The organism is Dactylosporangium sp. NPDC049742 (assembly GCF_040674675.1).
GTDB lineage: Bacteria > Actinomycetota > Actinomycetes > Mycobacteriales > Micromonosporaceae > Dactylosporangium > Dactylosporangium maewongense.
Window position 1 is genome coordinate 41,088 of record NZ_JBFANF010000037.1, and the last position, 24,282, is coordinate 65,369.

25 protein-coding genes are annotated in these 24,282 nt (G+C 73.4%); 13 read left to right on the top strand and 12 right to left on the bottom strand.

All coding sequences use genetic code 11. The features are described from left to right. Positions 1-80: 80 nt before the first annotated feature. The 3 genes from AB0J72_RS35865 to AB0J72_RS35875 are packed head-to-tail and all read left to right on the top strand — an operon-like array spanning position 81 to position 3,641. The gene (locus AB0J72_RS35865; RefSeq protein WP_360562314.1) at positions 81-830 is read left to right on the top strand and encodes an ABC transporter ATP-binding protein; all 750 of its coding nucleotides are present in this window, start codon (positions 81-83) and stop codon (positions 828-830) included. Then, entirely contained in the window at positions 824-3,244 is a 2,421-nt protein-coding gene (locus AB0J72_RS35870) for an FtsX-like permease family protein (RefSeq protein WP_363406744.1), read from the top strand. Before AB0J72_RS35865 ends, AB0J72_RS35870 begins: the two co-directional genes overlap by 7 nt. Before the next feature lie 19 nt (positions 3,245-3,263). Further along, complete coding sequence (locus AB0J72_RS35875) at positions 3,264-3,641, top strand: VOC family protein (protein ID WP_363406746.1); 378 nt, start codon at positions 3,264-3,266, stop codon at positions 3,639-3,641. A 54-nt stretch (positions 3,642-3,695) separates the two neighbouring features. Here the strand turns inward: AB0J72_RS35875 and AB0J72_RS35880 are convergent, their stop codons facing one another. Further along, the gene (locus AB0J72_RS35880; protein ID WP_363406749.1) at positions 3,696-4,625 is read right to left on the bottom strand and encodes a DUF2867 domain-containing protein; all 930 of its coding nucleotides are present in this window, start codon (positions 4,623-4,625) and stop codon (positions 3,696-3,698) included. Between the two features lie 65 nt (positions 4,626-4,690). Here AB0J72_RS35880 and AB0J72_RS35885 point away from each other — a divergent pair, with 65 nt between their 5' ends. The 3 genes from AB0J72_RS35885 to AB0J72_RS35895 are packed head-to-tail and all read left to right on the top strand — an operon-like array spanning position 4,691 to position 6,320. Then, complete coding sequence (locus AB0J72_RS35885) at positions 4,691-5,269, top strand: TetR/AcrR family transcriptional regulator (RefSeq protein WP_363406752.1); 579 nt, start codon at positions 4,691-4,693, stop codon at positions 5,267-5,269. A gap of 45 nt (positions 5,270-5,314) precedes the next feature. Then, positions 5,315-5,929, top strand: coding sequence for a TetR/AcrR family transcriptional regulator (locus tag AB0J72_RS35890; RefSeq protein ID WP_363406755.1), 615 nt, complete (start codon positions 5,315-5,317; stop codon positions 5,927-5,929). Next, positions 5,916-6,320: a hypothetical protein gene (locus AB0J72_RS35895; RefSeq protein WP_363406758.1), complete on the top strand. Its 405-nt coding sequence runs from the start codon at positions 5,916-5,918 to the stop codon at positions 6,318-6,320. The genes AB0J72_RS35890 and AB0J72_RS35895 overlap by 14 nt, the downstream gene beginning before the upstream one ends. Here the strand turns inward: AB0J72_RS35895 and AB0J72_RS35900 are convergent. From AB0J72_RS35900 to AB0J72_RS35930, 7 genes are all read right to left on the bottom strand, one after another. After that, the gene (locus AB0J72_RS35900) at positions 6,317-6,898 is read right to left on the bottom strand and encodes a dihydrofolate reductase family protein (protein WP_363406760.1); all 582 of its coding nucleotides are present in this window, start codon (positions 6,896-6,898) and stop codon (positions 6,317-6,319) included. The genes AB0J72_RS35895 and AB0J72_RS35900 overlap by 4 nt on opposite strands. A 28-nt stretch (positions 6,899-6,926) precedes the next feature. After that, positions 6,927-7,961: an LLM class flavin-dependent oxidoreductase gene (locus AB0J72_RS35905; RefSeq protein ID WP_363406763.1), complete on the bottom strand. Its 1,035-nt coding sequence runs from the start codon at positions 7,959-7,961 to the stop codon at positions 6,927-6,929. Between the two features lie 8 nt (positions 7,962-7,969). Continuing rightward, complete coding sequence (locus AB0J72_RS35910) at positions 7,970-8,848, bottom strand: hypothetical protein (protein ID WP_363406766.1); 879 nt, start codon at positions 8,846-8,848, stop codon at positions 7,970-7,972. Positions 8,849-8,872: 24 nt separating this feature from the next. Continuing rightward, the gene (locus AB0J72_RS35915; protein WP_363406769.1) at positions 8,873-9,730 is read right to left on the bottom strand and encodes a diacylglycerol kinase family protein; all 858 of its coding nucleotides are present in this window, start codon (positions 9,728-9,730) and stop codon (positions 8,873-8,875) included. A 615-nt stretch (positions 9,731-10,345) separates the two neighbouring features. Beyond that, positions 10,346-11,368: an ABC transporter permease gene (locus AB0J72_RS35920; protein ID WP_363406772.1), complete on the bottom strand. Its 1,023-nt coding sequence runs from the start codon at positions 11,366-11,368 to the stop codon at positions 10,346-10,348. Further along, on the bottom strand, positions 11,365-12,873 hold the full coding sequence (locus tag AB0J72_RS35925; protein ID WP_363406775.1) for an ABC transporter permease subunit: 1,509 nt from the start codon (positions 12,871-12,873) through the stop codon (positions 11,365-11,367). The genes AB0J72_RS35920 and AB0J72_RS35925 overlap by 4 nt, the downstream gene beginning before the upstream one ends. Before the next feature lie 47 nt (positions 12,874-12,920). Beyond that, the gene (locus tag AB0J72_RS35930) at positions 12,921-13,850 is read right to left on the bottom strand and encodes an ATP-binding cassette domain-containing protein (protein WP_363406778.1); all 930 of its coding nucleotides are present in this window, start codon (positions 13,848-13,850) and stop codon (positions 12,921-12,923) included. An 86-nt stretch (positions 13,851-13,936) separates the two neighbouring features. On the opposite strand from AB0J72_RS35930, the gene AB0J72_RS35935 reads away from it, so the two are divergent. From AB0J72_RS35935 to AB0J72_RS35945, 3 genes are all read left to right on the top strand, one after another. Then, positions 13,937-14,599, top strand: coding sequence for a response regulator transcription factor (locus tag AB0J72_RS35935; protein ID WP_363406780.1), 663 nt, complete (start codon positions 13,937-13,939; stop codon positions 14,597-14,599). Further along, positions 14,596-15,936: a HAMP domain-containing sensor histidine kinase gene (locus AB0J72_RS35940; RefSeq protein ID WP_363406783.1), complete on the top strand. Its 1,341-nt coding sequence runs from the start codon at positions 14,596-14,598 to the stop codon at positions 15,934-15,936. The genes AB0J72_RS35935 and AB0J72_RS35940 overlap by 4 nt, the downstream gene beginning before the upstream one ends. Before the next feature lie 839 nt (positions 15,937-16,775). Next, positions 16,776-17,024 (top strand): hypothetical protein, encoded by a 249-nt coding sequence (locus AB0J72_RS35945; protein ID WP_363406786.1) that lies wholly within the window; start codon positions 16,776-16,778, stop codon positions 17,022-17,024. A gap of 7 nt (positions 17,025-17,031) precedes the next feature. Here the strand turns inward: AB0J72_RS35945 and AB0J72_RS35950 are convergent, their stop codons facing one another. After that, a complete protein-coding gene (locus tag AB0J72_RS35950; RefSeq protein ID WP_363406789.1) occupies positions 17,032-17,820 on the bottom strand; it encodes an endo alpha-1,4 polygalactosaminidase in 789 nt (262 codons plus the stop codon). On the opposite strand from AB0J72_RS35950, the gene AB0J72_RS35955 reads away from it, so the two are divergent. From AB0J72_RS35955 to AB0J72_RS35965, 3 genes are all read left to right on the top strand, one after another. After that, positions 17,819-18,619, top strand: a complete 801-nt coding sequence (locus AB0J72_RS35955; RefSeq protein WP_363406792.1) for a serine hydrolase — start codon at positions 17,819-17,821, stop codon at positions 18,617-18,619. The genes AB0J72_RS35950 and AB0J72_RS35955 overlap by 2 nt on opposite strands. Before the next feature lie 3 nt (positions 18,620-18,622). Further along, a complete protein-coding gene (locus AB0J72_RS35960; RefSeq protein ID WP_363406795.1) occupies positions 18,623-19,015 on the top strand; it encodes a MerR family transcriptional regulator in 393 nt (130 codons plus the stop codon). A gap of 1,086 nt (positions 19,016-20,101) precedes the next feature. Then, positions 20,102-20,995, top strand: coding sequence for an IS5 family transposase (locus tag AB0J72_RS35965; RefSeq protein ID WP_363406798.1), 894 nt, complete (start codon positions 20,102-20,104; stop codon positions 20,993-20,995). A gap of 20 nt (positions 20,996-21,015) precedes the next feature. On the opposite strand, the gene AB0J72_RS35970 is transcribed toward AB0J72_RS35965, so the two are convergent. Further along, positions 21,016-21,558 (bottom strand): hypothetical protein, encoded by a 543-nt coding sequence (locus AB0J72_RS35970; RefSeq protein ID WP_363406802.1) that lies wholly within the window; start codon positions 21,556-21,558, stop codon positions 21,016-21,018. Between the two features lie 404 nt (positions 21,559-21,962). Then, positions 21,963-22,829, bottom strand: coding sequence for a LysR substrate-binding domain-containing protein (locus AB0J72_RS35975; protein WP_363406805.1), 867 nt, complete (start codon positions 22,827-22,829; stop codon positions 21,963-21,965). Positions 22,830-22,899: 70 nt separating this feature from the next. On the opposite strand from AB0J72_RS35975, the gene AB0J72_RS35980 reads away from it, so the two are divergent. Beyond that, positions 22,900-23,622, top strand: a complete 723-nt coding sequence (locus AB0J72_RS35980) for an SDR family oxidoreductase (RefSeq protein WP_363406808.1) — start codon at positions 22,900-22,902, stop codon at positions 23,620-23,622. A gap of 19 nt (positions 23,623-23,641) precedes the next feature. On the opposite strand, the gene AB0J72_RS35985 is transcribed toward AB0J72_RS35980, so the two are convergent. Continuing rightward, positions 23,642-24,259 (bottom strand): glycine betaine ABC transporter substrate-binding protein, encoded by a 618-nt coding sequence (locus AB0J72_RS35985; protein WP_363406810.1) that lies wholly within the window; start codon positions 24,257-24,259, stop codon positions 23,642-23,644. Positions 24,260-24,282: the final 23 nt, after the last annotated feature.

Here is a 24,282-nt window from a genome sequence, read left to right on the forward strand (position 1 = left end):
TTGTAGTAGTGCCTGCCATACCGGTGTTCGGCTGGTGTGCGGGCGTGTGCCGGCCGGTCGTCCACGATGGAATCGACGGCATGGAGACGGATGTCGTCACGCTCGACAGGGTGCACCGGCGGTTCGGCGCCGGGGACCGGGCGGTCACCGCGCTGCACGAGGTCACGCTCGGGTTCGCGGCCGGGACGTTCACCGCGGTGATGGGCCCGTCGGGGTCCGGCAAGAGCACGCTGCTGCAGTGCGCCGCCGGGCTGGACCGGCCGACCGGCGGCACCGTCACCGTCGCCGGGACCGACCTGTCGACGCTGTCGGAGACCGGGCTGACGCTGCTGCGGCGGGACACGATCGGCTTCGTGTTCCAGGCGTTCAACCTGCTGCCGTCGCTGACCGCGGAGCAGAACGTGGCGCTGCCGCTGCGCCTCGCGGGCCGGCGGCCGGCGCGCGCCGAGGTCCGCGCCGTCCTCGACGCCGTCGGGCTCGGCGGCCGGGGACGACACCGGCCGGCGGAGCTGTCCGGCGGGCAGCAGCAGCGGGTCGCGATCGCCCGGGCGCTCGTCACCCGGCCCGCGGTCCTGTTCGCCGACGAGCCGACCGGCGCGCTGGACTCCGCGACCGGGCGGGACGTGCTGCGGCTGCTGCGCGCCATGGTGTCCACGGCGGACGGCGGCGGCCGGCAGACCGTCGTCATGGTCACCCACGACCCGCTCGCGGCGTCCTACGCCGACCGGGTCGTGTTCCTCGCCGACGGGCGCGTCGCGGGCACCCTGGACCGGCCGACCGCGCAGGCCGTCGCCGCGCGCATGACGTCCCTGGAGGCGGTCCCGTGCTGAGCGTCGCCGCGCAGACGCTGCGGGCGCGGTGGGCGTCGTTCGCCGGGGTGTTCGTGGCGCTGTCGCTGGGCGCGTGCCTGCTCGCCACGACGGGCCTGACGATCGCCTCGACCGTCTCCAGCGGCCGTGCGCCGGTGTGGTACGCGCGGCCGGCCGTCGTCGTCACCGGCAGCCAGACCGTCAGCGTCACCGTCGACGAGGGCGACGGGGAGCACTACACCTCCAGCACCCGGACCCGCCGCCCGCGGCAGCTGCCGGCCGGCACCGCCGAGCGGCTCGCCGCGCTGCCCGGCGCCACCGTCGTCGTGGACCGTGCCGTCCCCGTCGACGTGGCCGGCGTCGCGCTGGAGGCGCACCCGTGGTCGAGCGCGGGGCTGCACCCGTACACCGTGCGCGACGGCCGTCCGCCGCACGCCGACGACGAGGTCGCGCTGCCCGAGGCCGTGGGCGCCCGCCCGGGCGACCGGGTCGAGGTGTCGACGCCGCTGGGGCCGCGGGCGTTGCTCGTCGCCGGGATCGTCACCGGCCCGCCGGCCGTCTACCTCACCGACCCGGCCGCGGCGGCGCTCGCCGAGGGGCGGGTCGACGCGATCGCCGTCGACGGGGTCACCGCGGCGCAGGTCCGCGAGGTCGTCGGGCCGGGCCCGGCCGTGCTCACCGGCGACCGCCGGGCCGGCGCCGAGGCCGACCCCGGCGGCGACCTCCTCGACGTCGCCGCGTCGCTGCTCGGCACCACCGCCGGCGTCGCCCTCTTCGTGTCCGTGTTCGTGGTCGCCGGCACGTTCGCGTTCGCGGTCGTGCAGCGCCGGCAGGAGCTCGCGCTGCTGCGCGCCGCCGGGGCCACGCCGCGCCAGGTGCGGCGGCTCGTGCTCGGCGAGTCCCTCATCGTCGGCGTCGTCGCGGGCCTCGCCGGCTGCCTCGCCGGTCTGCTGGTCGCGCCGCCGTTCGCGGCGTGGCTGGCCCGGTCCGGGTTCGCGCCGCCCGGGTTCACCGCCCGGTTCATCCTGTGGCCGCTGCTCGCCGCCTTCGGGGTGAGCCTGCTCGTCGCGCTCGCCGGCGCGGCCGTCGCCGCCCGGCGGGCCGGGAAGGTCCGCCCGATCGAGGCGCTGCGCGAGGCGGCCGCGGAGCGGCGGGTCATGACCGCCGGCCGCTGGGTCTTCGGCGTGCTCTTCCTCGGCGGCGCGGCCGCGCTGCTGGTCGTCGTCCCGTCCCTCGGCGGCGAGGCGATCGCCCTCGTCCTGCTCGACGCGCAGCTGGCCATCACCGGGATCGCGCTGCTGGCACCGGTCTTCGCGCCGCGGCTGGCGTGGCTGGCCGGGCTGCTGGTGCCCGGCGTCGCCGGCGCGCTGGCCCGCGACAACGCCCGCACGGCGGTCCGGCGGACCGCGTCGACGGTCGCGCCGATCCTCGTCACGGTGGGCATCGCGGCGGCGACCTTCGCAGCGACCGCGACGCTGTGGGACGCCTCGGAGCGCGCGTCGGCCGCCCGCGTCACCGCCGGCTCGATCGCCCTGCCGTCGGGGTCCGCCGGAATCCCGGTCGCTTCCGGTGCCGTCGGTCCTCCACGGGCTTTTGTGGGCGTTCCCACGGCGCAGTCCGTCGTGTACGTGTCGACCGACGACTATCCGGAGGAGTTCGACGCGCTGTACGCCGGACCGGGCATCGACGGTGTGCTGCGGCTGCCGGTGCGCTCCGGCTCGGTCGCCGACCTCGCGGGCACCGACACCGTCGTGGCCGGCGCCGGGCTGGCCCGCGCCGCGGGCTGGCGGACGGGCAGCACGGCGACGCTGTGGCTGGACGACGCCTCGCCCGTCCAGCTGCGGGTCGTGGCGGTGCTGGAGCCGTCGCTGGACCTCGACGAGACGGTCCTGCTGCCGTGGGCGCTCCGGGCGGCGCACGCCCCGCGGACCGGCGCCGACGCGGTCTACCTCACCGGGTCCACCCTGGACGGTGCGCGGGTCGTCACCGCCGCCGAGTACTTCCGGTCGCTGAACGCCGCGCAGCGCCGCCTCAACCACCTGGCGCTGGTCGCCGTGCTCGGCATGGCGCTGGTGTACACGTCGATCGCGATCGCCAACACGCTCGTCATGGCCACCGGGGCCCGGGTGCGGGACCTCGCCGTCCTGCGCCTCGGCGGCGCCACGCCGCGGCAGGTCCTCGCGATGATCGCGGTGGAGGCGCTGCTGGTGGGCGCCACGGGGGTCCTGCTCGCCGGCGCCGTCACCGCCGGGATGCTGGCCGGGCTGCGGGCCGGGCTCACCGGTCTCGTTGCGGACCCGCGCACCGTGGTGCCGTGGACGCCGATCGGGGTGATCGCCGGCGTCTGCGTGGCGATCACCCTCGTCGCGAGCCTGGTGCCGGCGGCGCTCGCCCTGCGCACGCCGCCGGGGCGCCTGTCGTCCGTCCGGGAGTGACGGGTCTATGGTCGGGTCCATGGCGTTGTTCGGGCTCGGACCGATCGGGCAGATCGCCCGGCACGTGAGCGACATCGGCCGTGCGGCCGACTTCTACGGCGGGGTGCTCGGCCTGCCCCACCTGTACACGTTCGGCGACCTGGCGTTCTTCGACTGCGACGGCACCCGGCTGTTTCTGAGCCGGCCCGAGTCCGGCGCGTTCGACCCCGCCGCCCAGTCGATCATCTACTTCCGCGTGCCGGACATCCACGCCGCCCACGACTCGCTGACCGGCCGCGGCGTCACCTTCCAGGCGCCGCCCACGATGATCCACCGGCACGAGAACGGGGTGGAGGAGTGGATGGCCTTCTTCGTCGACCCCGACGGATCGCTGCTGGCCATCATGGGTACCGCTTAGGTCTTTCAGGTTGTCGCCGGGGCGGCTCTGGTCAGGTCGCCGGGGCGGTCTTGGTCAGGCGATCGCCGGTGGGGCGGCGCGGAGGGCGCGGCCGAGCATCGTCCTGACCACGAACGGGTGGACGCGGCCGACCACGGCCAGGTAGGCACGGCCGCGGCGGGTCCGGGGGCGGGCGAGGGTCGAGCAGACCACCGACTCCGCGTCGACGAACAGCGAGATCCGCAGGTCGAAGTGGCGGGTGTCGGCACCGAACAGGACCTCGTCGGGGCGGGCGTCCAGCGGCGCGAACACCTTCCTGGTGTCGAGTGGCTCCAGGCCCGGGATGTGGTTGCGCAGCCGCATCAGCGCGCCGACCCAGCGCGGCGGGCGGCCGAACATCGCGGCCCGCCAGGCGGCCGGGTCGGCGCTCGCGCCCGGCGGCCGGGTGCCCTGCCACGCGTCCATCAGGTCGACCCGGTCCAGCGTCCCGGCCGCGAGCCGCGCGCCGCGGGGGAGCGGCACCCGACGCGGCCCCCGGAAGGCGCGGCGCAGCAGGCGCACCCACGGTGACCATCGGGCCGGACGGCGCACCGTGCCCGTGCCGGCGCGCTCGGCGTTGTCGAGCAGGTCCTGCATCAGCGCCTCGTGCAGCCACCGGACGGCGACGGGCCACAGCACCCGCATCGCGCCGGTGAGCCGGCCCCGGATGACGTGCACGACCGCGGTGCCGTCGCCGTCGGGCTCGACCCGCAGCTCGTGCTCGCCGACGACGCCGATCGCCGGGTCGAACCGGCACCGCAGCAGCCGGCCGGGGACGTGCTCGACGACGTCGTACCGGATCATGCCGTGCCCGCCGGACGCGCCCGGGCCGAGCGGCCGGTCGAACCGCATCGGCGGCCAGGCCTTGACCGGCCACAACACGCCGTCGGGCCCGGCGACCCGGTCCAGCAGCGCGCCCATCAGCTCCGGCGGCGCGTCGATCGTGCGGCGTTGAACGTTCTCCATGGCTACCTGCCCGTCCCTCGTTCCGTACGGTGCCGTATGGAAGGACCGTACGCTACCGTATGGGCATGGCACAACGGCGGCTCAGCGCGGAGGACTGGACGGCGGCGGCACTGGCCGCGATCGCCGACGGAGGGCTGCCCGCGGTCGCGGTCGAGCCCATCGCCGCGCGGCTGGGCGCCACCAAGGGCAGCTTCTACTGGCACTTCACCAACCGCGACGCGCTCATCGAGGCGACCATGCAGCTGTGGGAGCGCGCCTGCACCGACGCGATCATCGACATGGTGGAGGCGGCGGGGGACCCGCCGCGGAAGCTGTCGTTGCTGTTCACGACCGTGCTCGGGCACGCCCGGTCGAGCCGGCTGGAGACCAACGTCCTCGCCGTCGCCGACCACCCCCTGGTCGCGCCGGTGGTGCAGCGGGTGACCCGGCGCCGGCTGGAGTACGTCGAGCAGCTGTTCGCCGAGGCCGGGTTCGCGCAGGACGAGGCCGCCCGGCGGGCGCTGCTGGCCTACTCGGCGTACGTCGGGCAGTCGCAGCTCGCCGCCCGCCTGCCGGCGCTGCTCCCGGCCGACGCCGGCGGCCAGGGCGCCTACCTCGACACCGTCCTCGGTGCGCTCTTGTCGCCGACTCATTCGGTGACGTAGTGTTTCTGGATACACGGCGTTTCTGAGTTCGGGCGGTGCGAGTTGGTGCGGCTGACCCGCGTACAGCAGCAGCAACGGACGCATGAGCAGCTTCTGGACGCCGGGCTGGCCGTCTTCCTGCGCCGCGGATATCTGAGCGCGACGGTCGAGGAGATCGCCGCCGAGGCCGGCTTCACGCGCGGCGCCGTCTACAAGCACTTCGGCGGCAAGGAAGGCCTGTGGCAGGCGATCGTCGACGCCCGGGCCGGCGCGCTGCTGGACGGGCTGCGGGCCGCCCTCGACCGCGCGGGCAGCCGCGACGAGCTGCTGGAGGTGCTCAACCCGGCGGCGTTCGTCCGCGACCCGGCGGCGGCCCGCTGGACCCTGGTCTCCGCCGAGCACCTCGCCGCCGTCGCGGGCCGCTCCGCACACCAGGCCGAGACCCAGCGCCGCCTCGACGAGGCCGTCGCCGCCGACCTCGACCGCCACTGCCGCCGGCTGGGGATCCGGCCGGCGGTGCCGCTGGCGCAGTTCGTGGTCGCGTGGGGCGCACTCGGCGGCGGCCTCGCCCTCCTGCATGCCGTCGACCCGTCGACCGACGTGGCGACGGTCGCCGCCGGCGTGCTCGCCGCGCTGCTGCCGGCACCGTCGGGGGACAGGGGCACGCGTGGAGTCAGTTGAGCGGCGGTCGGCGTTCATGGCGTGGCTGCGCCGCCGGTTCCGGGTCCTCGGCGGGGTGGCCGGAGCGGTCTCGCACGCCGACACCGGCCCGTATGCGGGCGCCCCGCGCGACCCCGACCTGCGGATCGGCGACGAGAAGTCGTACTCGACCGTGCGGTACACCACCCAGCACGTCGCGTACACGACGATCGGCACCGGCGAGGGCGACTGCCGCAGATGCGGCCGCCCGCTCGTCGACCTGCACCGGCTCGAGTACGTCCGCGGCGACACCCGCGTGCCGGTCGGGGCCGTGCGCACCTGCCGCGGCTGCCAGACCGACTCGTGGCTGCTGCGCTCCCGGATGCCGGCGGTGTCGCGTGCCCGCGACACCGCCCGCAAGCACGTCGTCTAGATCACGTCGTACGACAGCATGACGACGCCGGTGGAGGTGGGGGTGCAGTCCACCAGGGACAGCTTCCGCGGGGCGGCCGCGCCGCGGAACAGGCGCTTGCCGGTGCCGAGCAGCAGCGGGTGCAGGAACAGGCGGTAACCGTCCACCAGGTCCTCGGCGATCAGGTCCTGGACGAGCACGCCGCTGCCCAGCACCGCGATCGTGCCCTCGCCCTCGGACTTGAGCTTGCGCACCGACGGGCCGAGCGGGCCGTCGAGCACGTGCGCGTTGTTCCACGTCAGCGACCGCGGCGTGCCGGTCGCGACGTACTTCACGGTCGAGTTCAGGTGGGCCGCCATCGGGTTCGAGTCGGGCTGCCCGGGCCAGAACGCGATCATGTGCTCGTAGGTGCGGCGCCCGAACAGGTACGCCGTCGTCGACGCCAGGCCCTCCAGCGCGGCGGCCGCCTGGACGTCGTCGAAGTACGGCGCGCCCCACCCGCCGTGCTCGAACCCGCCGTCGCGATCGTCGTCCGGCGACGCCAACCCCTGCATGACCCCGTCCAGGGTCAGAAACTCGATCACGTTCAGTGTGCGCATGCGTACCTCCAGGTGTGCGGACTTGCCTTCACCCGCTGTACGAACTCGCCCCGCCCGGATCGACATCCCGCCGCCGCCATCCGAGCGCGGGGCCGAGATTCGTGGCGATGTCGGTGAGGATCTGCAGATAGTCCTCGTGCTCGAAGGTGAACGGCAGCGCGAACGCCACCTCCCGCACCTCCTGGTAGCCGGCGTGCGCGTGCAGCCGCTCCGCGATCTGCGCCGACGTCCCGACCAGATCCGGGGCGAACATCAGCCGGGCCGGTCCCTGTGGCGTCGCCGTGCGCGGGGTGCGCTGCTCCGCGTACACCTCGTAACGCCGCCGCTGCTCGGGCGTCGCGGAGTCCGTCGGGATGACCACCAGGCCCTGCGAGACGCGGGCCCGGTCGCCGTCGGGGTGCGCGGCGCGGAACGCGCGGACGTGCGAGCGCTGGATCCCGGCGAAGTCCTCCGACTCCTCGGCCTTCACCACGCTGCTGGTCAGGAAGTTCATGCCGTGCTCGCCCGCCCAGCGGGCCGAGGCGAGGCTGCCTCCGCCGTACCACATCCGGCTGCCGAGACCGGGGGAGTGCGGCTGCACGCGGTCGGAGAACACCTCGAAGCCCTCCGTGCTCGCCTCGGCGACCGGAACCCCGCGGACGAGGTCGAGCAGCCGTCGCACCCGGTCGTAGCCGAAGTCCTCGGCGTCGGCGGTGTGCGGGTACAGCGCCTCCTGCACCCGCTCGAAGTGCATCGGCGGCCCGACGCTCACCCCCGGGTTGAGCCGCCCGCCCGACAGCACGTCCACGGTCGCCAGGTCCTCGGCGAGCCGGAGCGGGTTCTCCCAGCCGAGCGGGATGACGGCGGTGCCGAGCTCGATCCTGCTGGTCCGCTGCGTGGCCGCGGCGAGCACCGCCACCGGCGACGAGATCCCGAACTGCAGGTGCCGGTGCCGCACCCACGCACTGTCGAACCCGAGGCGCTCCCCGAGCTCGATCACCTCCAGCGTCGACTCGTGACCCTTGCGCGGATCCGCCTCGTCGAACAACCCGATCGTCAGGAAACCCAGCTTCTCCAGTGCCACACCGTCGATTATCCGCCCGTGACCGGCACCGGCAGCCCTTGTCGCACTTCGAGCACGGCCCGGTCGTGTCGTGGGGCGGCGAGTTCCACGGTCACCGTCCTGGTCGCGCCCAGAGCGGTGCACCGGGCGTTCGTGGAGGCCGGATGCTCGTGGACGATGACGACGACCGCGTTCGGCGACTCGACCGCCTCCGCCGTGTAGTCGACCCCGCACGGTCCGGCGCTCGCCGGGTCGACCGCCCCGACGAACTCCGCCGTCAGCGTCGTGCCGGCGACCCGCACCGTCTGGATGCTCAGCCCGCCCGGCGGGTGGCTGGCGTTCCACGGCGGCGGCACCACCGTCACGCCCGCGAACGCCGTCCTGGTCAGCAGCACCGCCGACCCCCGCAGCGCGAACTCCCACGCCGGCGCCGTCGCCGCACCCTGCGCCGTCTGGATCCGTGCCGTGCTGAGCCGCGCCCCGGTCACCTCGATCACCGGGCAGTCGGCGCAGTCCCCGGCACCGTCCTTGACCAGCTCCGCGAGGGCCGCTCCGGCAGCGATGACGGCGACTGTACGACTGGCGCCGCCGTCCCACACCACCACACCGTCCGCCTGCGGGGCGGCGGGCAGCGCCGCGACTGCGGCGACCTTGCCCACGAGCAGCGACACCTTGAGCCGGGCCTGGTCGGCCTCCCACTCGCCGACCTGCCCGGTCCGCACTCCGACGACGCCGATCCCCTGACCGCCGGCCCGCGCGACCGCCTGGTCGTACCGGTCCAACGCCTCCCGCGCCTGCCGCCGCAGCTGATCCCCGTTCTCCGCCGGCGGCGGCGCCTCGTCCTGCGCTCCGCACCCGCCGGCCAGCAGCACGACCAGTACCCCGGCGATCCGCCACCCGCGATGCATGCCGGGTGTCCTATCACACCCGTATTAAGGGACGGCGATGCTGATGGCCGCCGGCACGGCCCGGGCCTTGAGCTTGCGGACCTCGGTCCGGGAGCCGCCGTCGAGCTCCAGCAGCACCGGCTCCGCGAACCGCACCTTGACCTTGCGGGCACTCGCCACCCTTACGAACGGCGAGCCGTCGGTCCGCGCGAACGCCATCCTCCCCAGCGTCCGGGCCCACTGCAGGGCGCCGTGCGCGGTGGACACCCCGACCTCCAGCCGCCCGTCGAACGGACTCGCGTCGTCGAACGCCTCGATCCCACCAGCGATGGTGCCGATGTTGCCCAGCAGCACACAGGTCGCCGGCCCGGAGAACCACTCTGCGCCGTCGAGCTCCACCGTCGCCTCGACCGGCTTGTCCGTGACATGCCGGACGGCGGTGCCGAAGTACGCCAGCTTCCCCGCCCGGCTCTTCATCCCCCGATCGGCATCATCGATCATCTCCGCGTCGAACCCGGCACCCGCCATCACCGCGAAGTGCTCCCCGCCGACCTTCCCCAGGTCGAACCGCCGCCGCGTCCCCTCCAGCCCGATCCTCACCGCCGCCCCGATGTCCTGCGGAATGTCCAGCGACGTGGCGAACAGGTTCGCGGTCCCGGCAGGCACGATCGCCACCGTCACGTCCGACCCGGCCAGCGCGTCGACGCACCGCTGCACCATGCCGTCGCCGCCCCACACGAACACCAGGTCCGCACCTTGCTCGACGGCCTTGCTCACCTGCTTCGGCGCCTTCCTGCTCTTCGGCACCTCCCGCCAGTCAGGCGCCTCGACCCCCGCCCGGGCCAACTCCCGCCGCAGCTCGTCAAGCCCCCCACCGATGCTCTTCCCAGCATGCGCAATCACAGCGACATTCACACCCGCCCCGGTACCCACCCGCCCCTCCCCCTAAGCACCCACTCCCGCCGCCGGGTTGATCGAAGGCCGAATCCGGTCGTGCGGCCGGCCGTTCCCGTCCTTCGATCAACCCGGACGGTGCCGCGAGCGCGTCGCCTCGGCTCTGGCAGTCGGTGGTGTTCGCACCTGGACTGGCGGGTGGCCCGAAGGCGCCGCGCACAAACTCACGTTGGCGGCGCACGTTCGGGTTGATCGAAGGCTGAGTCCGGTCGTTTCCGTCCTTCGATCAACCCGGACGGTGCCGCGAGCGCGTCGCCTCGGCTCTGGCAGTCGGTGGTGCTCACGCCTGAACCGGCGGGTGGCCCGAAGGCGCCGCGCACAACCCCATCGAACCGCCGCGCCACCCCGTGATGAACGCCCGCCACCAGGTCCCCGCCGCGATCACGGCTGCGGTGGCCGTCGTGTCGCTGGTTGCCCGCTGCGGTTCGTCGGTCTGCGCTGGACCGGCAGGAGCGGACCCCCTCGTCAGCCTCGGCCCGCCGGCCGGGAGGGTTGCGGGGCGACGTGCGCCACTCGGGCCGCCGCATCACGGTCAGGCGGTGGGCCGTCAGCGTGCTGAGATGGTCAGGCGTCGCGGGCCTCCAGGGTGATGACCGCGGCGACCAGCGCCCCCACCGCCCAGGCCGCGGTCACGGCAAGGCCCGCCCACGGTCCGATCGGTAACTTGTCCAGACCCGTCGTGGCCTGGACGGCGAGGCCGGCGGTCATCGGGCCGACCTGCAGCAGGTGCCGCTCCCACGCGGGGTCGGGCGCGGCGGCGGCGAGGATCGGGAACAGGAACAGCAGGGCGAGCACCACCCCGACCGCCGCGGCGGCGTTGCGGACCACCGTGGCCACACCGAGGGCGAGCAGTCCGATGAGCATCAGGTACAGCACCGAGCCACCCGTGGCCCGCAGGACCGACGGCCATGACGCGTCCGCCGGCAGGAAGTGACGGCCGTCGAGGGCGGAGACGGCTACTGCCACCGCCGCCGCGGGCGCGATGACGGCGGTGACCACGACGGCCTTGGCCGCCAGCACCCCGGTGCGGCGCGGCATGGCGGCGAGGGTGCCGTGGATCATGCCGGTGCTGTACTCCCCACCGACGGCGAGCACCGCGAGGATCGCCACGACGGCCTGCCCGAGCTGGATGCCGGTGAGGCCGGTCTTCGTCGGGTCGCCCTCGCAGAACTCGGTGGCGCACGGCATGTTGAGCACGACAACGAGGCCGACCCCGACGGTCGCCGCCACGATCCCGAGCACCAGCCACACGGTCTCCGAGGCGGTCCGCAGCTTCGTCCACTCCGCCCGCAGATACCGCCGCCACTCTGCCGCCAGCCCGCGCCGCAGCCCGGCTGTCGTCTCATGTCGCGGTTCGGCCGTCGGCTCGCGCTGCGGTTCGGCCGTCAGGTCGTGCTGCGGGTCGGTCGTCGGCGTGCGTCGCAGCGCCGCCGGCAGGTGCCCTGGGTCTGTTCCACGCTGGTGGCGGGCCTCCCAGGAGCCGGCCCGGTCGTGCAGCGGTGGCGGGGTGCGGTCCCGGTGTTCGCCGGGTGGCGGTGGCAGGTCATGGTTCCCGCGCCGTTCCGGCGGAAGCAGGTCGCGGCTCATACGTCCCTCCTGCGGAAGCGGTACGCGGCGAAGGCCAGCCCCGCAGCCGCCCAGGCGAGCAGGACCGCCAGCCCCGACCACGGGGTGAGCGGGAAGAAACCGTTGGCGGGCGTGTACAGGCCCTCCACCTGGGCGTACTGCGGCGTGCTCTGCTGGATGGCGAACGCGGCGGCCGGCGTCACGCGCAGCAGCCACGCACCCGCGGCGACGGGCAGGACGGTCATCGACAGCAGGTACGGCAGGACCGTCGCCACGAACGCCAGCGTGACCGCCGTGGTGCCGCGGCGCAGCAGGACGCCGAACGCGAGGGCGAGGACCGCGGCGACGGCGAGCAGGGCGCCGGTGCCGGCGATGACCCGCAGTTCGGTGGTGGTGGAGACCGGATGGACATACACGCCGTTGTCGCGGAGCAGCCCTGGCCCGATGGTGACGACGACGGCCGCGGCGGCGACCCCGACGACGAACGTGACGGCGCCGAGCACGGTCGCCTTCGCGGCGAGCGCGGCACCCCGGCGGGGCGCGGCGGTGAGCGACGTGCGGATCAGGCCGCGCCGGTATTCGCCGGTCATCGTCATCGCGCCGACCACGACGACGAGGACCAGACCGGCGAACGTGCCGACGAGAGTCTGACTGATCGTCGTGCCGAGCCCGGCGGCGCCGGCCACGGCCGGGGCGATGTCGCCGGAGCCGCTGACCGTGAAGCCGTCGCCGGTCTGCTCGGCGCCGGGCGCCTGTCCTCCGGCGGGTGCTCTGCTTCCACCGGGGGCGTCGCCCGGTGCCGGCCCGGGCGGCGGGCCGCTGCCGATCGGGTGCTCGTCGGCGGTGCCGCCGATGCGTTCGGTCGTCCAGGTCGCGGACTGCCAGCCGCCGGTCGTGGTGAGGTGGTCGAAGCCGGCGGTGGCGAGGCTGGGGGCGCTGCTCGCGCCGGCCGCGCCGACCCCTTCCACGAACATCGGCGACGTGACGAACAGCCCGACCTCCGCGGTCGCCGGCAGATCCTTGAGGCGGACGGTGCCCACGCCCGTCCACGAGGTGCCGTCGGCGGACTCCAGGGCGGTGACGACGTCACCGGCGCGGGTCAGCCGCAGCCATCGCGGCGCCGACTCGGTGACGGCGCCCGGCTTCCCGGCCCGGTCGTGCACATAGTCGTGCTGCAGCCGCACGCCGTGCGCGCCGGTGACCATGACCGCCGCATACGTGGCGCCCTGCTGCGTGCCGCTCCTGACGATCAGGCCCGCCTTCGCCCACGGCACCAGCCCCGGCTGCGGCCCCTTGCCCGGCCCGTCGGGCGGCAGCTCGCCGGTCAGCGACGCGACCCGGACGGTGATGGTGCCGTCGCCGGCGAGGGGCCGGTGCACGAACGTGAACACGTCGGTGACCTCCTCGCCCCCTGGACCGACGGGCAGGCCGCAGCCGGAGCCGCACGTGCCCTCCATGCCTGGGAACAGGCCGAGACCGACGATGGCGGCGGCGGCCGCGGCCATGCCGATCAACCAGCCACGCACCGTCCTGAATTTCGTCCATTCCGCGTGTACGAGCCGTGCGAAGGCGCTCATGCCACCGCCTCCGACCCGGTTGCGGCGCGGAACTCGACGGCGTCGCGGGTCAGTTCGAGATATGCCTCCTCGAGGGTGGCCCGGTGCGACGAGATCTCCGCGAACGGCACGCCACGCGTGGTCAGCAGCGTCACGACGGCCTCGGCCGGCAGCCCGGTGACCGTCAGCGTGCCGGCGTCGGTGCGGCTGACGGAGGCGCCTTCTGCTTCCAGTACACCTGCCGCGACATCGATCGAAGAAGCACCTGCGCGCAGGGTGACTCTGCCTGCGGCGGCCGTCTTGAGCAGCGCGGCGATGTTGGTGTCGGCGATGACCCGGCCCCGGCCGGCGACCACGACATGGTCCGCGGTGTCCTCGAGCTCGCTCATGAGGTGACTGGAGACGAGGACGGCGCGGCCCTCCGCGGCGAGCCCGCGCAGGTGCTGGCGCATCCACACGATCCCCTCGGGGTCCATGCCGTTGAACGGCTCGTCGAGCATCAGCGCGGGCGGGTCGCCGAGCAGCGCGGCGGCGATCCCGAGACGCTGACGCATGCCGAGGGAGAACCCGCCGGCGGCGCGCCGGGCCACGGTCTGCAGGCCGGCCCGCTCGAGGACCTCGTCGACGCGGCGGCTCGGCAGCCCTTGTGAATGCGCGATCCACAGGAGGTGATTGCGCGCGGTGCGGCCGGGCTGCAACGCGCCCGCGTCGAGCAGCGAACCGAGGTGGCACAGCGGGCGGGTGAGGCTGCGATAAGGACGGCCGGCGACGAGCGCGGTGCCGGCGTCGGGCGCGTCGAGGCCGAGGATCACCCGCATCGTGGTGGACTTGCCGGCGCCGTTGGGCCCGACGAAGCCGGTGACCTGGCCAGGCTCGACGGCGAAGCTCATCCCGTCGAGGGCGGTGTGCGACCCGAATCGTTTGCGGAGTCCGCTGACGACAATCATGCGGTCCGTTGTACGTGGCGGCCGGTGACATCACGGTGACAGCGGCTGACACCTCACTGACACCTTCGGCCTGGCATGGTGGTGGCATGCGGGTGCTGGTGGTTGAAGACTTCGAGGTCCTGGCCAGGACGGTCGGGACGGGGCTGCGCCGTGAGGGCATGGCGGTCGACGTGGTCCTCGACGGCACGGAGGCGCTCGAGCGGCTCACCGTCAACAGGTATGACGTCGTCGTCCTCGACCGGGACCTGCCGGGCATCCACGGTGACGAGGTGTGCCGGCGGATCGTCGCGTCCCGTGCCAGCAGTCGCGTGCTGATGCTCACCGCGGCGAGCACCGTCAAGCAGCGCGTGGACGGCCTCGGCCTCGGCGCCGACGACTATCTGCCCAAGCCGTTCGACTTCGACGAGCTGGTGGCCCGCATACGGGCGCTCGCGCGGCGCCCCGCTGAGGCATTGCCGCTGGTGTACGAGCTCGGCGACCTGACGCTCGACCCATCCCGGCGGGTCGCGTCCAGGGGCGGGCGCCGCCTGGAGCTCAGCCCCAAGGAGTTCGGCGTCCTGGAGTGCCTGCTCGCCGCCGACGGCCGGCCCGTCTCCGCCGAGGATCTGCTGGAGCGGGTGTGGGACGAGGCGGCCGACCCGTTCACCACGGTGGTGAAGACGACGATCCGCCGGTTGCGCGGCAAGCTCGGCGCGCCCGAGCTCATCCACACGGTCCGCGAGGCCGGCTACCGAATCGGGGAGCCGTGAGCACCCGACGCCGGCCGCGCCGCGGGCTGCAGCTGCGGCTCACGACGCTGTATGCCGTGCCGTTCATCATCGCCGTGACGGCCGGCATCGCGCTGTTCTCCTTCGGGGAGAGCGTGTCCGCTCCCGCCGACGAAACCGTCGGCGGCGTCCGCATCATCCGTGACCCTCCGACCGACATCTACGAGGAGCGGATGTTCCGCGTCATCGCGCTCACGGTGCTGATCGCCAGCGTCGTCGCGGTGATCGGCGGTTGGATCACGGCCGGGCGGCTGCTGCGTCCGTTGCGCGCCATCATCGCCACGGCGCAGGACATCTCGGCGACGAGCCTGGACCGGCGGCTCGGGAAGACCGGTGACGACGACGAGTTCACGGATCTCGCCGAGACGCTGGACAGTGTCTTCGAGCGGCTGGAGGCGGCGTTCGCGTCGCAGCGGCGGTTCGTGGCCAACGCGTCCCATGAGCTGCGCACGCCGCTGGCCGCGGAGCGGGCGCTGCTGCAGGTCGCGCTCGCCGACCCCGACGCCACCGCCGACACCCTCCGCGAAGCGTGCCGCGAGGTGCTCGCTCTCGGCGCCGCCCAGGAGCGGCTCGTCGACGCCCTGCTGACCCTCGCCAGCGGCGAGCAGGGCATCGAGCAGGCGGAGCCGGTCGACCTGGCCGAGATCGCGGCCGCCGCGATCCGCCGCCGGTCGAGCGAGGCGAAGGTCCGCGGCGTCCGTGTCGACGCCACGCTGGGCCCGGCCGTCGGCGCCGGCGACCCACGCCTGGCGGAGAGCCTGGTGGCGAACCTGGTCGACAACGCGGTGCGGTACAACGTCGACGGCGGCTGGATCGAGGTCGTCACGTCCATGGTGCAGGACCCCACCCCTCCGACGACGCAGAGCACGGGCAGCCAGACGGGTCGGGCCGCGGCTCGGCTTGCGGCGCAGGGTGCGGACGCTTCGGTCCGGGACGCGCCTGGACCAGCGGCAGGGGGCGGGGCTCCGGCGGCGCGGGGCGTGGGCCGGCTTCTGCCGTGGGGTGCGGGCTCGCCGGTTCGGGGCGCGGCCGGGGCGACGGCGCGTGGCGCGGGTTCGACGGTGCGGGAGGTGGCCCGGCTGACGGTGCGCAACACGGGGCCGGCGGTCCCGGCGGACGAGATCGGGCGGCTGCTGCAGCCGTTTCAGCGATTGGAGGGGCAGCGGATCGGCCGGGCTGCGAGCGGGCACGGTCTCGGCCTTGCGATCGTGCAGGCCATCGCGACCGCCCACGGCGCCACGTTACGCGTCGTGCCCCGCCCGGAAGGCGGCCTCGACGTGACTGTTGACTTCCCGCTGCCCGTCGACCGCATCGCTTAGCTCGACCGACGCGGGCTGGGGCGGCCAGACGAGGAGTGTGCGGGCCGAGCATTGGGGGAGGGCGCGCGCCGGGCGTGGCCGTCGGGATGGCACGGGTTGGCGGGCCAGGTGAGGAGGGTGCGGGCCTGGGCGAGCAGCTGAGGAGGGTGCGGGCTGGGCGTGGTATCGGGACGGCGCGGGCTGGGGCGGTCAGGTGGGTGAGTGCGGCCGGGTTCGCCTTGGTCGGGAGGGGCGGTCGTGCGGCGCGGAGACCCGTGGTGCCGTGTCTGGCTGTCTGCCGTCCAGCGGCGCCGCAATGCCGGATTCTGGCGTTGCGCAGGGGTCGCGGTGCTGGATTGCCGCGTCGCGGAGTGGGCGCGGCGAGGGATTGGAGCGTCGTGCAGGGAGGTGGCTTCGTCGAGGGCCGTGGTCGCCACTTCTCGTTGGACCGGTGGGTTGGCAGCCTGCGGGGAGGTGGCGCGGGATGGGAGCGGCGATCGAGTGATGTTGCGTTGTGGTGGGCCGCTTGTCAGGGGCGTGGGAATCGGGTGACGAGGACTCGGGTTGCTTGATGACTTCGAGGCGCTGTCGGCGCGGCGGCGCACGTACGAGCGGGGGGCGCGGAGTCACGTCGCGGCCCGGGGGTAGGGCTGGTGGAGAAGCTGCCGCCGTTGAAGCCCGCGTCGGCGGCCGTCGTGGACGACGTGGAGCGGATGGCTGGGGGTGGCGCTGTTCCGGCGGCTGTACCTGGAGGTCGGCGACGGTGGGTTCGGCCCTGGAAACGGGCTCTTGAGTCTGCGGAGCGGCCTGGTCGAGCAGGTACGGCAGGCCACACAGGAGCCTGCCGGCCCGATGATGCTGTGCAGTTTGTGTCGTACGTCGATCTGGTCGACGGCTCCGTCTGGTCGAACGGGCCGGGTCGGGAGGGCGGGGCGACCATGGAGTTGTGGCCGCGCCACCTCACGCTCGGCGAATGGTTGTCGGAGTGGGTGTGGCGGCGGCTGTACCCGCCGTGGCGCAGCACGGATCCGGTGAGTGGGGAGCCGCGGCTCGCGACGTACGAGGAGACCGCCGCGATGCTCGGGGAGCACTGCTGGCTCGACGGGTGAGTGCCGGTCAGCAGGCGGCGCGGAAGGCGTCGAGGTGGAGGTTCTTGCGGATCGAGCTGAAGCGGAGGCCGGTCGCGGTCGGGCACAGGGAAGCCTTGTACTCGACGTGGAAGACGGGCTTGCCGGCGGTGATGAACGGGGTGAGCAGGGCGCATTCCTTCCACTGCAGGCACGATTCGTTGACGGCGAAGTCGAAGGACGGTTGCAGCTTGGTGATCTGGTCGAGGTCGTTCTTCAGGCCGACGGCCAGGCCGAGGGAGTGGGCGAGGTCGGCGACGCGGCGGTTGAACAGGAGCTGGTCGGCGGCGGTGAGGGGGAAGCCGGTGGGGTTGGCGTAGCCGTCCATGTTGTCGGGGTCGACGGCGTCGAAGCCCTTCGCCTTGCAGGTCGCGAAGCGGTCGGCGAGGATCGGGCGCAGCGTGTCCCACTGGCGGATGTCGAGCCACCGTTCGCCCGCCCAGCCGTCGAGGGCCTTGCCACGCACGGCGGCCGGGAAGCGGGCGGCGTCGGCGCGCCAGTCCTCCCAGGAGCCGGCGTCGACGTAGCAGAGCACCTTCCGGCCGGCCGCGTGCAGCTGGGTGACCTGGGCCTTCGTGGAGTCGGCGCCGTCGATGTCGTACACGTCGGCGGCGACGGACATGTCGAGCCTTCCGGTGAACTGCATCTGCCAGGTGGCGCCGACCGCCGGTTTCCACCAGGTCGCGGCGGAGGTCGCGGCGGATGCCGGTACCGTGGAGCAAACGACGGCGAAGATGGCTGTGACGGCCAGGAATACAGCGCGGGGGGTGTGTCGCATGCCTCGCCATCGGCCGGGCGTCGGGTGGCCTGATCTGACGGTCCGGCGGAATGCGCCGACCGGCCGGGGGACAGACAGCCCCATCTCCTGGTCGGTATGTGTTCGTGACAGCGGCGGCCAGGTGGCGTACGACCACCGCCCCGACACCGTGCTCTCCACAGCGAGTGTCGGCAAGCTGCTGCTGCTGATCGAGGTCGCCCGTGCGCTCCCGCTGGACCTGCCGTGTGACCGGCGGGACGTCGAGCCGGTGGCGGACTCCGGGTTGTGGCAGCACCTGCGCACCGACGTGCTGCCCGCGCACGACCTGGCGGTGCTGGTCGCGTCGGTGAGCGACAACCTCGCGACCAACGTGCTGCTGCACCACGTCGGCCTGGAGCGGGTCACGGCTCTCGGGCATGAGCTGGGGCTGGCGTCGACGGCGCTGCACGACATGGTCCGCGACGTGCGGACGGCCGCGCATCCGCCGCGGCTGTCGTCGGGCACCGCGTCCGAGCTGTCGTTGCTGCTGTACCGGCTGCCGGGGATCGACGGCGGCGAGCGGGTCCTGGACTGGATGCGCACGTCGGCGGATCTGTCGATGGTCGCGTCGGCGTTCGGGCTCGACCCGTTGTCGCACGACGGCCTGGTTCTGCGCAACAAGACCGGCACCGACGACGGCGTCCGGGCGGACGTCGGTGTCGTGAACGGTTGCGCGTACGCGGTGCTGGCCAACTGGCCGCCGGACGAGGCAACGGTCGGTGAGGTGCTCGCGACCATGCGTGAGCTGGGCGATGGGATTCGTGCGTTCGTGGGAAACTGAGGCATGCCGTACTCGCCGCGGGAGACCGTCCAGAAGACCGGGTTCAGCCTCGACACGCTGCGCTACTACGAGCGGATCGGCCTTCTTGACGGCATCGACCGCACCGCCGGCGGCCAGCGCATGTTCACCGACGACGACCTCGCGTGGCTGGAGGTCCTGCGCTGCCTGCGGGACACAGGCATGCCGATCGCGCGGATGCGTCGGTACGCAGAACTGGCCCGCGACGGCGACAGCACCTTCGCCGAGCGCGCCGAGCTGCTGGAGGAGCACGACCGGGACATCGAACGCAAGATCGCCGACCTGCGGGACGAGCAGTCGAGGATCAAGGAGAAGATCGGCTGGTACCGCACTGAACTCGACCGCTTAGCCCCCGCAGACGCCCAAACCCCCGCGTGACGGAAGGCCTCCCGCCCGCGCGGCCGTCGGCCCAGCGGTGGGCACGGTTGCCGCCGGCGGACGCTGACACGGTGGTGCACGGGCACCGGGCCGACCCCAGCCCGCGGGAGCGCAGCGCCAGACCGGGAGCGTGGCCGGGTCGGCTGGCACTGGAGCCGGTAGCGATGCGTGGGTGCCGGCGGGCGTCGATGCGGTGGCGGTGCGCGGGTGTCGAAGCAGTGGTGCGTTGTCGGGCGGCTATTAGCTGGTGGGAGCGTGGTCGTGCTGGCGGGTGTTGAGGTATGTGGGTGTTCGGCCGGGCGAGCGAGGTTGCTTCCGGTGGGTGTTGATGCGGTGGCCGCGCGCGGGTTCATGCGGGTGAGCGGCGTGGCTGGGCGGGCGCTACAGCGGTAATGGTGAACGGATGTCGTGCGGGTGGGCGGCGCGCCATGTCGGCGGTGTTGCGGCAGTGGTGATGCGCGGGTGTTGGTGAGGAGCGTGGTCGCGCCGGTCGGCGTCGGAGCCGTGGTGGTGCGCGGGTGTCTAAGCAGTGGCGGTGCGTTGTCGGGCGGTTGTCGGCGGGCGTTGTAGCGGTGGCGGTGCGCGGGTGTTGGGTCGGAGATGAGCGCGGGTCGGATCGGAGCGGTGGCGGCGCGTTTGCTGGGCGGGTTGTGAGGCGGTCGGGAGCGTGGTCGTGCCGGCGGGCATTGGGGGGCCGTGGTGGTCGGTGGGCAGCGTCGGTGAGTGGCGTGGTTGATGTGGGCGGGTGTTGATGCGGTGCGGGTGTCGGGCTGGTCGGGAGCTTGGCTGCGCTACCTGGCGTGAGGGTGCGTGGTGTTGGGCTCGCGGGAGCGCTTGTGGCGATCCGGCGAAGGGGAGTTCGCGTCCGGTGATGGCGGCGTGCCCCGGTAGCGACGCCGGTGAGCGGATGGCCACGGCGCACCGGTCGGCTGGTGGGCCTGCCCCGTTGGCGGACATCTGAGACTAAGCCGTGTTTGGTAAGTCGTTGTGGATCGCTGACCGTACGTCGGTGTGGCGGTGATCGTGAAATGGTGAGGTCTCCGGTAGTTGGTGGTTCGACCAAGAAGCACCAAGTCCGGAGACCTCGTGGACACCATAGCGGTGACGAGGCGGCATGACCTTACCGACGCGCAGTGGGCGGCGCTGGCCGCGGTGTTGCCTGCGGCGTCGGTGTTGGGTCGGCCGCTGAAGTGGAGCAGGCGGCAGCTGATCGATGGGATCCGGTGGCGGATTCGGGTGGGTTCGCCGTGGCGTGACGTGCCTGCTGTGTATGCGCCGTGGCAGACGTTGTACTGGTTGTTCCGCCGGTGGCAGCGTGACGGGACGTGGCAGCAGGTGTTGACCGCGTTGCAGGCGCACGCGGACGCGGCCGGGCGGATCCTGTGGGATGTGAGTGTGGATTCCACCAGCGTGCGGGCGCATCAGCACGCGGCTGGTGCCCGTCGGGACGGGGCGTTGCAGAAGGAACCGCCGGGTGGGGTTGACGTCGAACCGGACGATCACGCGTTGGGCCGGTCGAGGGGTGGGCGAACGACGAAGGTTCATTTGGCGTGTGAGCAGGGGCGTAAGGCGTTGTCGTTGCTGCTGACGGCTGGGCAGCGTGGTGATAGCCCGCAGTTCGTGCCGGTGCTGCGTGGTATCCGGGTGCCTCGGCTCGGTGGTGGTCGCCCGCGGACCCGTCCGGATCGGGTGCTGGCCGACAAGGCGTATGCCGGGAAGGGCAACCGCGACTATCTGCGTCGGCATGGCATCCGGGCGACGATCCCGATCATGGCTGATCACGCCGCGCACCGGCGCAAACGCGGGTCGAAGGGCGGCCGGCCGCCGGCCTTCGACCCCGAGTTGTACAAGCAGCGCCACGCCGTGGAGTGCGGGATCAACCAGCTCAAACACAGCCGTGGCATGGCTACCAGGTACGACAAGCTCGCCGTGCGCTACCAAGCCACCGTCACCATCGCCGCCATCAACAAGTGGCTCTGACCCGACGTACCAAACGTGTCTTAACGCCCGTCCATCGCCGCGTCGAACCGGTCGGCGAGGTCGATGAACTCGTCGCCCCACCCGCTGGAGAACGCGACCTCCTGGATGGGCCCAGTCGGCGCGAACAAAACCCTCAATCCAGCAGGTGTACCGCCGGCCCGCACGACGGACAGCGCGAGGTCCACCTCCGCCGCCGCCTCACCGTCCAGAAACGACGACCGCGCGAAGTCATTGTCGGGCCGGGCCAGCCACGCCCGCGTCTCCACCAGCACCTCCGCCAGCGCCTCCTGCTGCAGCCCCGCGACCGCCTCGGCCCAGAAGCGCTCGTGCACCGCCCGGTACTCGGGGTCGAGGTTGCGGTGCACGACCCACTTGGCGTCGCCGAGACCCAGGCCCGACGCGTCGTGGAGCGCTCTGATCACCACGATCGGCGACCCGTCGCGCCGGAGCAGCTCCGCGGCCACCTGATCCGCGTCGGCGCCGGCCGCGACCATCGCCCGGGCCACCGCCGTCTGCTCCGCCACGCGGCGCCGGTGCTCATCGAAGAACTCCTGGTCGGTCACGCGCGAAGCGTATCGCCGCGGCTACATCCACTTACCAAACACGGCTTAGGAGTCTGTGGGCGCCGGGGACCTGGGGTGTGGTCGGGGATCAGCTGGTGCCGCGAGGTTGCTGCGTCGGTGTGGACCGGCCGGGTGATGCTGGTCGGCCCGGGGCCTTGAGGAGGGCGGCGACGCGGTTCTGCTCGGTGGGCTGGGGCTACAAGCGCTGCGGGGTGTCGATGGCCGCGGCGCGGGTCGGCGTGGATCTGCGGTGTGGCCGGGATCAGCTGGTGCCGTGGGGACGCTGCGTCGGCGGTGAGCACGTTGCCGTCGGCGAACGTTGACGCGGTGCACGGGTGCCGGGCCGATGGGGAGTAGTGCTGGTCGGCGCTGGGGGTTCGAAGAGGGCGGTGGCGTGGTCGGTGTCACGCTGGGGTTGTGAGCGGTGCGGGGGTGCTGAGGTCCATGGCGCAGCGGATCAGGGTGGCCAGGGCGGGGGAGCGGCTGTGTGGGGGCCAGGCGATCACCGTGGTCACCGTGGGGGCGTCCAGGACGGGGACGGCGACCAGGTCGGGGCGTAGCTGGGAGCGGCATGAGGAGGGCAGGGTGGCGACGACCATGCCCAGGGCGATCAGCTGGTAGAGCTGCGTGCTGTCGCGGACCAGCGGGCCGGGTGAGGCGGGGGCGGCGGGGGCGGCAGTGGCGCCGGGCCAGGTGGGGAACGGCTCGCCGGCCAGGTCGGCGGTGAGCAGGTGGGTGCGGGCGGCTAGGCGGTGGCCGGCGGGTAGCACCGCGACCTGGCCCTCGGTGTGCAGCTCCTCGATGTCCAGGCCGGTTGTGTCGTCGAAGGGCAGGTGCAGCAGTGCCACATCGGCGCGGCCGTCGCGGAGCAGGCGTTCCTGCTCGCCGATGCCGCACAGGAGCACCTCGATGGTGGCGGCGGGGGCGGTTGCGGTGTACGCCGAGAGCAGCGCGGGCAGGAGGTCGCCGGCCGCGCCGGACTTCGTGGCGAGCACGAGCTTGGCGGCGGGGTGGCCGGCGCGGCGGGTGCGGCGGTCGGCGGCGGCGACCGCGTCCAGGGCGGCGCGGCCCTCGCGGAGCAGGACCTCGCCCGCCGCGGTGAGCGCGACCGAGCGGCTGGTGCGCTCCAGGAGGGTGACGCCGAGGCGGCGCTCCAGCTGGCGGATCGCCCGCGACAGCGGCGGCTGGGCGATGCCGAGGCGCGTGGCGGCCCGGCCGAAGTGGAGCTCCTCGGCGACCGCAACGAAGTACGCCAGCTCGCGCGTTTCCATACCGCTACGGTATCGGTCCTGACCCAGACGGTGTTGGCGGCCCGCGCGGGGGCGGACCAGCATCGTGGGCATGAACACTGCAGCAACCGTCGCGCTGGTGACCGGCGCGAACAAGGGGATCGGGTACGAGATCGCAGCGCGGCTCGGGGCGCTCGGGTGGCGGGTCGGGGTCGGGGCCCGCGACGCCGGGCGGCGCGAGGAGGCGGTGGAGAAGCTGCGCGCGGGCGGCGCGGACGCGTTCGGGGTCGCGCTCGACGTCACCGACCAGGCGAGCGTCGACGCGGCCGCGGCGCGACTGGACCAGCTGGACGTGCTCGTCAACAACGCCGGGATCATCGGTGGCACGCCGCAGGTGCCGAGCACCGTCGACCTGGCCGTCGTACAGGCGGCCGTCGACACCAACGTGTACGGGGTGATCCGCGTGACCAACGCGATGCTCCCGCTGCTGCGCCGGTCCGCGCGGCCGCGGATCGTGAACATGTCGAGCTCCGTCGGCTCGTTCGCGGAGCAGACCGACCCGCAGGGGCCGCTGAACGGGATGCCGCCGTCGGTGGCGTACGCGCCGTCGAAGGCATTCCTGAACGCCGTCACCGTCCAGTACGCCAAGGAACTCCGCGACACGGCGATCCTGGTCAACGCCGGCTGCCCCGGCTACTGCGCCACCGACCTGAACCACCACAGCGGCTTCCGTACCCCGGAGCAGGGCGCGGCGATCGCGGTGCACCTCGCGACCCTGCCCGACGACGGACCGTCGGGCGGCTTCTTCGACGACGAGGGCCCGGTCCGCTGGTAGGAGACTGGTAGCGGCGACGCTACGCGAACGCCGGGTCGCTGCTGGAGATCAGGGCGAGTGAGACCGTGCCTCCCGTGAGCGCGGCGCGGGCGGCGGGGCCGCGGTCCGGCAGCTCGGTGAAGGCGCCGGGGCGCAGGGCGTACACGTCGGCGAGCGACTGCCGGCACGGGAAGCCGGCCGGGCACTCGGCGGGTCCACCGAGGACGGTCGCGGTGCCCGAGCAGGCGTGCGCGAACTCGCCGCGGGCCCGGTCGTTGAGGAACGCGGCGTAGCTGCCGGTGTACTCGGGCGCCAGGGTGACGCTCCCGGACGTCAGCGCCACGTGCAGGGCGGCGCGGTCGGCCAGCGTGCGCACCGTGGTCCGGTAACCGGCGGCCTCGAGCGAGATCCGGTACAGGTGCGCGACGACCTGCTGCTCCGGCAGCCCGGTCGTGCCGATCGTCAGGCCGTACGTGATCCGCAGGTCCACCTTCTTCGTGAGCCCGTTCGCGGCCGCGAACTCCTGCGCGACGTCGGCGGGTGCGGCGTGATCGGCCTCGATGCGCCGGTTGAGGCCGGCCAGCTTGCGGGTGTCGAGGGCGGTGGACACGAGGTCGAGCTGCTGCACCACCGCGGCCACGACGCCGTCGCGCCGCATGACCGGCAGGATGTTGTCGGCGC